Source organism: Pseudoduganella namucuonensis, from assembly GCF_900116645.1.
Classification (GTDB): domain Bacteria; phylum Pseudomonadota; class Gammaproteobacteria; order Burkholderiales; family Burkholderiaceae_D; genus Rugamonas; species Rugamonas namucuonensis.
The window spans coordinates 1-7,365 of record NZ_FPBO01000080.1; the positions used below are offsets into that span (position 1 = coordinate 1).

Here is a 7,365-nt window from a genome sequence, read left to right on the forward strand (position 1 = left end):
CCGAGTCGGATCGTGCGGGCCAACACCGGCTATGTCTCCGAGAACGGCGGCCAGGCGACGATCACGACCGGCAACACCACCGTCACGGTGACGCACGGATGCAGCACGGCGCCGAACTATCCGGTAGTGAGTCCGGTGGGCGCGCTGGGCGTCGCATGGGGCGTCCAGAACATAAACGCGACCACCTTCCAGATTGTGATCGCGTCGGCGCTGGGTGCGAATCAGGTGTTCCAGTGGTCCATAAACAATCACTGATCCTGCTGGGCGCGGCCGGCGCGGCGCTGCTGCTGTTGCAGCGCCACGCCGCGACCAGCGGTGATGGATCGGTAACAGCCGGCGACGACGAATCGAATTTTATTGAGGACGGATACGACACCATGACCAGCTTATTCAACAGCCTGCCCGCCAGCGCCGCGCCGTACCAGGCGAACATCGAAGACGCGGCCGACACCTACGGCGTGCCGGTGGCGATCCTCGCCTGGCTGCTGTGGAAGGAGTCCCGCTACAACCCGGCCATCATCAACGGCGCCAAGCGCTCGCGCGTCGGCGCCATGGGCATTGCCCAGTTCATGCCGGCCACCGCGCGCGAGGAACTGGGCAGCGAGGCCGCCGCGCTGGACCCGTCCATTGCCATCCCCGGCGCCGCGCGCTACCTGGCCCGCCTGTACAAGGCGACCGGCGAATGGCGCGGCGCGCTGGCCGCCTACAACTGGGGCATCGGCAACGTGCAGCGCAAGGGCCTGGCCGCCGCGCCGGCCGAAACGCGCGACTACTACAGCACCATCCTGAGCAAGGCCGGGATGAGCGAGGAGGGCGGTTTCGCATGAACGCCAACGACATCAAGGACCTGATGCTGGGCGCCGCCCTGGTCGGCCTGGGATACATGCTGTGGCGCCACCTGGAGAAGAGGCGCCAGGAAGCACAGGACGCCCGCGAGGCCGCGACCGTACCGGAGGAAGTCAAGCAGTACGGCGACCCGGGCTATGTGTACCAGTTCCCGCAAACGCTGGAAGAACTGATGAACGGTGCGGTCGGCAGCGGCCTGACCATGCCCATCGTGATCGGGCGCTAACCATGCTGATGACGAACAAATACCTCCTGATCGGCGCCGCGGCTGCGGCCCTGGCCGTGCTGCTGATCGTAAAAAAAAAGGGTGCGGCTGCGGCTGTGGGCCAGGACCTCGGCAGGGCGGCGGCCGATGTGGCGGTGGGCGTGGTCCAGGGCGCGACTGAGGGCGTGGTCTACGGCGTGGGCGATGCCATGGGCATCCCGCGCACGAACATGACCGAGTGCGAGCGGGCAATCGCCGAGGGCCGCACCCGGGACGCGTCGTTCGCCTGCCCGGCCAGCGACTTCCTGAGCTACATGAACCCGTTCAAGTGACCGATATGGACATCAAAAAAATCATCCCGACCGGACCCGAAGTGCTGCGCGAGGCGCTGATCGTCCTGGGCGGCATCCTGATCGCGGCATGGGTACTGAGCCAGTTCCCGGCGCTGCGCAAATTCGTCACCGACAGCAGCATCACGGTGAAAGACACCAACGGCAACAGCCTTTACTAAGGGACCACCATGAATATCCTCAAGCGGCTCAAGGAGCCAAGCACTCAAGCCGGCCTGTCGTCGCTGGCGACCCTGGCCGTCCTGTTCGGCGTGCCGGTGACGCTGACGCAAGCCATCCTGCAAGGCATCGGCGCGCTGACGGCGCTGGCCGCAATCGTCATCCCCGAGGCGACCACGCCGCCGGCCGGCGACGAGGTGCTGTGATGGACCTGCTGACGAATATCTTTACCGGGCTGGCCGCCGTTGGTGTTGTGTACGGCGGCATCCGCGCCGACCTGAAACACCTGACCGAAGGCATCAAGGCGGCCCAAAGCGAGGCCCGGCGCGCGCATCAGCGCATCGACAACCACATTGAAAAACACGGACGGGCATGAACATGAATGATCTGATCAAAAACAACTGGATGATCCTGCTGGCGGTGGGCGCGGCCTACATGTACTACCGCAAGACCAATCCCACGGCCATCCTGAACGACCGCTATCCGATGGCGTACCGCTAGCCGGTGCGCGCATCGGTGTCGAAGTCGTCCAGCCGCAATTCGGTGAGGCTGGGCGGCTTTGTCACGCGCGGGCGCCGTAGTTCAAGCTGGGCCTCGTCGGTGACGACGGCCAGGCCGTGGCGCCCGGGATGCCCAAACATCTGGCGGTGGCGCTCAGCGGACTCCATGCGCTTGAGCCGCAGGATTTCCGGCACCCACCAAGGCACGCGCTGTTGCTCGTTGACCCAGCGGCGCACGGTGCGCTCGTCACGGCGCAGCATGCGTGCTACGGCCTTGATGTCGTCGCCGTGGCCCATGATGTAGTACCGCAGTTCCGCAGGGCTCCCATACCGAAGATTCGGGTAACGCATTTTTCCTCCGCACAATAAAAAGGGCCGCGATTCAACATATCGCGGCCCGGTGACTTTCAAACCTGAGAAAAGAGCTATAGGTGTATTTTGGAGAGAATTCAAACTGAGGCTGCACTTCGCATAATTTATATTATGTCAAACGGCTAAATTATCCCAAAAGCAACGAAACACCTCGCTTTTCTTCGAAATGCCCCGCCGCAACACCCCGCATTATATCCCTCATGAAACAGACCAATCCTAGACGCAAGCCCAAAGCCGCGCGTGAGTATGGTTCTCATGAGTTGCGCCAGCCCCCGGTAGACCTGTTCGGCGACGTGGTTGTCACCAACGATGATCTGTTCGACTGGGTTGCCGCCATATCCCCGGCCCACCTACACGAGCGCGCCTACGCTCTTTACGTCCAGCGGTACGACGTGGCCGGCAAGGTGCGCACCGCCAAGCTACACGGCGACTTCGAAGCGCTGACGGCGCGCCCTGGTCGCCCATGGCACGCGCGCCTGGCACTGCACGCCATCCTTTAGCGGTACGCCATCGGATAGCGGTTGTTCAGGATCTGCGTTGGGTTGTTCGTGCGCCAGTACCAGTAGGCCGCGCCGGCCGCCAGCAGGATCATCCAGTTGTTTTTGATCAGATCATTCATGTCATGCCCGTCCGTGGTTTTCAATGTGGTTGTCGATGCGCTGGTGCGCGCGCTGGGCCTCGCTTTTGGCCGCCTTGATTCCTTCGGTCAGGTGCTTCAGGTCGGCGCGGATGCCGCCGTACACAACACCAACGGCGGCCAGGCCGGTAAAGATATTCGTCAGCAAGTCCATCACAGCACCTCGCCGCCGGCCGGCGGCGCGGCCGGCGGCGCGACCGTCTCCGGGATCACGATGGCCGCGATTGCCGTCAGCGCGCCGACGCCTTGCAGGATGGCTTGCGTCAGCGTGACCGGCACGCCGAACAGCACGGCCAGGGTTGCCAGCGACGACAGGCCGGCTTGAGTGCTGGGCTCCTTGAGCCGCTTGAGGATGTTCATGGTGGTCCCTTAGTAAAGGCTGTTGCCGTTGGTGTCTTTCACCGTGATGCTGCTGTCGGTGACGAATTTGCGCAGCGCCGGGAACTGGCTCAGTACCCATGCCGCGATCAGGATGCCGCCCAGGACGATCAGCGCCTCGCGCAGCACTTCGGGTCCGGTCGGGATGATTTTTTTGATGTCCATATCGGTCACTTGAACGGGTTCATGTAGCTCAGGAAGTCGCTGGCCGGGCAGGCGAACGACGCGTCCAAGGTGCGGCCCTCGGCGATGGCCCGCTCGCACTCGGTCATGTTCGTGCGCGGGATGCCCATGGCATCGCCCACGCCGTAGACCACGCCCTCAGTCGCGCCCTGCACCACGCCCACCGCCACATCGGCCGCCGCCCTGCCCAGGTCCTGGCCCACAGCCGCAGCCGCACCCTTTTTTTTTACGATCAGCAGCACGGCCAGGGCCGCAGCCGCCGCGCCGATCAGGAGGTATTTGTTCGTCATCAGCATGGTTAGCGCCCGATCACGATGGGCATGGTCAGGCCGCTGCCCACCGCACCGCTCATCAACTCTTCCAGCGTTTGCGGGAACTGGTACACATAGCCCGGATCGCCGTACTGCTTGACCTCCTCCGGCACGGTCGCGGCCTCGCGGGCGTCCTGCGCCTCCTGGCGCCTCTTCTCCAGGTGGCGCCACAGCATGTAGCCCAGCCCCACCAGCGCGGCGCCCAGCATCAGGTCCTTGATGTCGTTGGCGTTCATGCGAAACCGCCCTCCTCGCTCATCCCGGCCTTGCTCAGGATGGTGCTGTAGTAGTCGCGCGTTTCGGCCGGCGCGGCGGCCAGGCCCTTGCGCTGCACGTTGCCGATGCCCCAGTTGTAGGCGGCCAGCGCGCCGCGCCATTCGCCGGTCGCCTTGTACAGGCGGGCCAGGTAGCGCGCGGCGCCGGGGATGGCAATGGACGGGTCCAGCGCGGCGGCCTCGCTGCCCAGTTCCTCGCGCGCGGTGGCCGGCATGAACTGCGCAATGCCCATGGCGCCGACGCGCGAGCGCTTGGTGCCGTTGATGATGGCCGGGTTGTAGCGGGACTCCTTCCACAGCAGCCAGGCGAGAATCGCCACCGGCACGCCGTAGGTGTCGGCCGCGTCTTCGATGTTCGCCTGGTACGGCGCGGCGCTGGCGGGCAGGCTGTTGAATAAGCTGGTCATGGTGTCGTATCCGTCCTCAATAAAATTCGATTCGTCGTCGCCGGCTGTTACCGATCCATCACCGCTGGTCGCGGCGTGGCGCTGCAACAGCAGCAGCGCCGCGCCGGCCGCGCCCAGCAGGATCAGTGATTGTTTACGGACCACTGGAACACCTGATTCGCACCCAGCGCCGACGCGATCACAATCTGGAAGGTGGTCGCGTTGATGTTCTGGACGCCCCATGCGACGCCCAGCGCGCCCACCGGACTCACTACCGGATAGTTCGGCGCCGTGCTGCATCCATGCGTCACCGTGACGGTGGTGTTGCCGGTCGTGATCGTCGCCTGGCCGCCGTTCTCGGAGACATAGCCGGTGTTGGCCCGCACGATCCGACTCGGCGCCGCGCCTGGCAGATTGTTGATTTGGCCCTGGACATTGCTGAACAGCACAGCGCCCTGGATACTGTAGTTGTCGGCGCCCGCGCCAATCTCGATACCGTAGCCGCGCGCCGCCTTGCCGTTGTCGTGCAGGATGCCGCCCGTCATCGCGAATCCCGAAACGCCGGCCGCGATCAGGATGCCATGGCCGCCCGCCGCCCCGGTGCCGTTGCTGCGGATGAATGGCGCCGCCAGCGCGTGCGCGCCCGAGTTCAGCTGCATGCCGTCGTAGTAGCAACTTTGCACGCGCAGAGCGCCCCACTTCGCGGACACGCTCACGCCCGTCGTCGGGGCGACGCGGATGCCGCCTTCGCTGGTCGTGCTGTTGCCGCAGCCCGAAATCCACGCTCCGGGCGACTCCAGCGTAGCGAGCCCGTTGCTTTCAATGTTGATGCCCCAGCCGGTGCACATGTCGATGGTCAGTTCGGACGACAGGAACACCTCGCGGTTGTAGATGCCCGCCTGTAGTGTGTCATCGCAGTACAGCCCGCGATAGCACTCGCTGATGTCCATGCGCCCCAGGTAGACGCCGCCCGTCGCGCCGCCCAGGTGGACGGCCTTGCCGCCCGCCTTGAAGATGCGCAGGCCGCCCAGGATGCTCAGTTCGGCACCAAACGACTGGTCCGCGTTGCCGCGCGCCTTGATGCCGTCGTTTTCCACCACGATTTCACCACCAGACACCACGACCTGGCTGAAGCGGTCGAAGTAGTAGCCGTCCCACAACTTATGGGTGCTGCCGGCGGCCACGTAGTCATCAATGTTTCCCGCGCCGATGCTCACGAAACGGCTATCCGTCGTCTTGCGGCAGTTGAACACATAGCCCGCCGTCTTCGTGACAGAGGCCCACACGCGGAAGTTCGAAAAATCCACGCCCGATATCTCGGCCACGCCATCGCCAATCAGGAAGACATCCGCCGTTGCGCTTGACGACTTGATGACGGTCCTTCGCCCACCGCCCATCAACACGGCGTTGTTCAGCGTGACGTTGATCGGCGACGCCAACAGATATGTGCCGTCGCGCGCCATGACGATCCGCCCGCTATCGAAAGCGGCCTGGAACGCTGGTGCATCGTCGGCCACGCCATCGCCCACGGCGCCGCCGGCATAGGCCTCATTGCGCACGTCCGCGATGCCGCGATACAGCAGGTCAAGCCCCTGCTCCATGGTGACGGGCGTGCCGTCGTTTGCGTAGCCGATGCCCGCCGCTCCGGTCGAAGCGGCGAGGATCGCCTTGATGGCGGCCAGCGCGCCGGTTGAGAACATTCCGCTCATGTTATTTCATTCCCAGTGTGACCAGCGTAGAGCCGGCGGTGTCCGAAATGGCGTACCAGTGCGCGCCCGCGCCATCCTCTTCGAAATAGATATCGCCCGGTCCCAGGATGATCGGGCTATCCATCGTGACGCCCGAGGCGCCCAGCGCGATCTGTGCGACTGCGTTCGTATTGCGGAACCAGATGCGCTTCAGGGTCGCATCGTTGGACGCCGATACCGCCGCGACGCCCACGGCCACCGACACTTCGGCGCCGATCACGGACAGCGCCTGGCGCTGCACCGGGATCGCGTTCGCGTTGTCGTTGTTGATGCCGACGTTGGTCGCCGTCATCGTGGCCCCCAACACATCCACCGGCACAGGGTTCAGCGCGGTGTTCGTGATGCCGACGTTACCCGTCACCTCGACTTGCACGCCGTCCACATAGCCCAGGTCCACCTCGTTCATGGTCAGGAACACGGCCAGCACGCAATCGACCGGCGATTTGAAAATCACTTCTGTGAAGGCCGCGACATACTTGAAACCGCCGCGCCGGCCTGGAATGGTCCGCTGCTCGGCGTCATTGACCACCAGGGCGACATCGACACCTGGCGATACGCCGATGGAGTCGATCAGCAGCACGCGGCCGATGGCGCGCTGGCTATACGCCTTGTTCGCCTTGAGATTGATCGTGTAGTAGGCCATGGGCTACCTCATTGCGCGCATGGCGACGAGGCCGGCGATGAGCAGGCTCACGCCCACCAACACCTTTTGCTCGCCCGCCTTGCTGTTCGTGTAGGCGTCCGCCAGCGTGGCGGACGTGTTCTTGTAGGCCTCGGCCACCTTGCCGCCGGCATCGCCGTAGGCATCCATGGCCGATTCCATCGCGCTCTTGACGATGGCGTCCGCGCGCGAGCCGCTGGCGGCCGTCTGCTCGGCGGCGCCTTGCGTGATCGCGTCCGCGAAGTCAAACGCCTTGCTCACCGTGCTGTCGCCGAACCTGAACGCGGAGTCGCTGGCGGCGTTCGCCATCGCCAGCGCCTGGGCCTGGGCCTGGAGCGCGGCGGCGGCGCTGGC

General features: G+C 64.7%; 20 protein-coding genes. 9 read left to right on the forward strand and 11 right to left on the reverse strand.

What is annotated here, in order from left to right; translation table 11 throughout:
• From BM436_RS37415 to BM436_RS38415, 8 genes are all read left to right on the forward strand, one after another.
• The coding region (locus BM436_RS37415) for a hypothetical protein (RefSeq protein ID WP_218165001.1) at positions 1–255 on the forward strand (255 nt) is incomplete at its 5' end.
• Positions 234–827 (forward strand): lytic transglycosylase domain-containing protein, encoded by a 594-nt coding sequence (locus BM436_RS35380; protein WP_177307829.1) that lies wholly within the window; start codon positions 234–236, stop codon positions 825–827. The genes BM436_RS37415 and BM436_RS35380, both read left to right, overlap by 22 nt.
• Positions 824–1,072 carry a hypothetical protein gene (locus tag BM436_RS35385; protein WP_093561618.1) on the forward strand — a complete coding sequence of 83 codons (249 nt, stop codon included), beginning with the start codon at positions 824–826 and terminating at the stop codon, positions 1,070–1,072. The genes BM436_RS35380 and BM436_RS35385 overlap by 4 nt, the downstream gene beginning before the upstream one ends.
• A 2-nt stretch (positions 1,073–1,074) precedes the next feature.
• The gene (locus tag BM436_RS35390) at positions 1,075–1,383 is read left to right on the forward strand and encodes a hypothetical protein (RefSeq protein ID WP_093561619.1); all 309 of its coding nucleotides are present in this window, start codon (positions 1,075–1,077) and stop codon (positions 1,381–1,383) included.
• Between the two features lie 5 nt (positions 1,384–1,388).
• Complete coding sequence (locus tag BM436_RS37420; protein ID WP_177307831.1) at positions 1,389–1,562, forward strand: hypothetical protein; 174 nt, start codon at positions 1,389–1,391, stop codon at positions 1,560–1,562.
• Between the two features lie 9 nt (positions 1,563–1,571).
• Complete coding sequence (locus BM436_RS35395) at positions 1,572–1,766, forward strand: hypothetical protein (protein WP_093561620.1); 195 nt, start codon at positions 1,572–1,574, stop codon at positions 1,764–1,766.
• A complete protein-coding gene (locus BM436_RS37425; RefSeq protein ID WP_177307833.1) occupies positions 1,766–1,936 on the forward strand; it encodes an LPP leucine zipper domain-containing protein in 171 nt (56 codons plus the stop codon). Before BM436_RS35395 ends, BM436_RS37425 begins: the two co-directional genes overlap by 1 nt.
• Before the next feature lie 2 nt (positions 1,937–1,938).
• Positions 1,939–2,061 carry a hypothetical protein gene (locus BM436_RS38415; RefSeq protein ID WP_259741460.1) on the forward strand — a complete coding sequence of 41 codons (123 nt, stop codon included), beginning with the start codon at positions 1,939–1,941 and terminating at the stop codon, positions 2,059–2,061.
• Here the strand turns inward: BM436_RS38415 and BM436_RS35400 are convergent.
• On the reverse strand, positions 2,058–2,411 hold the full coding sequence (locus BM436_RS35400) for a hypothetical protein (RefSeq protein WP_143133501.1): 354 nt from the start codon (positions 2,409–2,411) through the stop codon (positions 2,058–2,060). The two genes, BM436_RS38415 and BM436_RS35400, sit on opposite strands and share 4 nt — an antisense overlap.
• A 221-nt stretch (positions 2,412–2,632) precedes the next feature.
• On the opposite strand from BM436_RS35400, the gene BM436_RS35405 reads away from it, so the two are divergent.
• Positions 2,633–2,932 (forward strand): hypothetical protein, encoded by a 300-nt coding sequence (locus tag BM436_RS35405; RefSeq protein WP_143133502.1) that lies wholly within the window; start codon positions 2,633–2,635, stop codon positions 2,930–2,932.
• On the opposite strand, the gene BM436_RS38420 is transcribed toward BM436_RS35405, so the two are convergent.
• From BM436_RS38420 to BM436_RS37440, 10 genes are all read right to left on the reverse strand, one after another.
• Entirely contained in the window at positions 2,929–3,051 is a 123-nt protein-coding gene (locus BM436_RS38420; RefSeq protein WP_259741461.1) for a hypothetical protein, read from the reverse strand. The two genes, BM436_RS35405 and BM436_RS38420, sit on opposite strands and share 4 nt — an antisense overlap.
• Before the next feature lies 1 nt (position 3,052).
• Positions 3,053–3,223, reverse strand: a complete 171-nt coding sequence (locus BM436_RS37430; RefSeq protein ID WP_177307835.1) for an LPP leucine zipper domain-containing protein — start codon at positions 3,221–3,223, stop codon at positions 3,053–3,055.
• Positions 3,223–3,429, reverse strand: coding sequence for a hypothetical protein (locus tag BM436_RS35410; protein WP_093561623.1), 207 nt, complete (start codon positions 3,427–3,429; stop codon positions 3,223–3,225). The genes BM436_RS37430 and BM436_RS35410 overlap by 1 nt, the downstream gene beginning before the upstream one ends.
• A 9-nt stretch (positions 3,430–3,438) precedes the next feature.
• Entirely contained in the window at positions 3,439–3,612 is a 174-nt protein-coding gene (locus tag BM436_RS37435) for a hypothetical protein (RefSeq protein ID WP_177307831.1), read from the reverse strand.
• Between the two features lie 5 nt (positions 3,613–3,617).
• Positions 3,618–3,926 carry a hypothetical protein gene (locus BM436_RS35415; RefSeq protein WP_093561624.1) on the reverse strand — a complete coding sequence of 103 codons (309 nt, stop codon included), beginning with the start codon at positions 3,924–3,926 and terminating at the stop codon, positions 3,618–3,620.
• 2 nt (positions 3,927–3,928) lie between these two features.
• Entirely contained in the window at positions 3,929–4,177 is a 249-nt protein-coding gene (locus BM436_RS35420) for a hypothetical protein (RefSeq protein WP_093561625.1), read from the reverse strand.
• Positions 4,174–4,767, reverse strand: coding sequence for a lytic transglycosylase domain-containing protein (locus tag BM436_RS35425; protein ID WP_177307837.1), 594 nt, complete (start codon positions 4,765–4,767; stop codon positions 4,174–4,176). The genes BM436_RS35420 and BM436_RS35425 overlap by 4 nt, the downstream gene beginning before the upstream one ends.
• Positions 4,746–6,311: a pectate lyase family protein gene (locus BM436_RS36810; RefSeq protein ID WP_143133503.1), complete on the reverse strand. Its 1,566-nt coding sequence runs from the start codon at positions 6,309–6,311 to the stop codon at positions 4,746–4,748. Before BM436_RS36810 ends, BM436_RS35425 begins: the two co-directional genes overlap by 22 nt.
• 1 nt (position 6,312) lies before the next feature.
• Positions 6,313–6,993, reverse strand: coding sequence for a hypothetical protein (locus BM436_RS35430; RefSeq protein WP_093561627.1), 681 nt, complete (start codon positions 6,991–6,993; stop codon positions 6,313–6,315).
• A gap of 3 nt (positions 6,994–6,996) precedes the next feature.
• Positions 6,997–7,365 (reverse strand): hypothetical protein (locus BM436_RS37440; protein WP_371859714.1); only part of this gene is annotated, 369 nt, incomplete at its 5' end.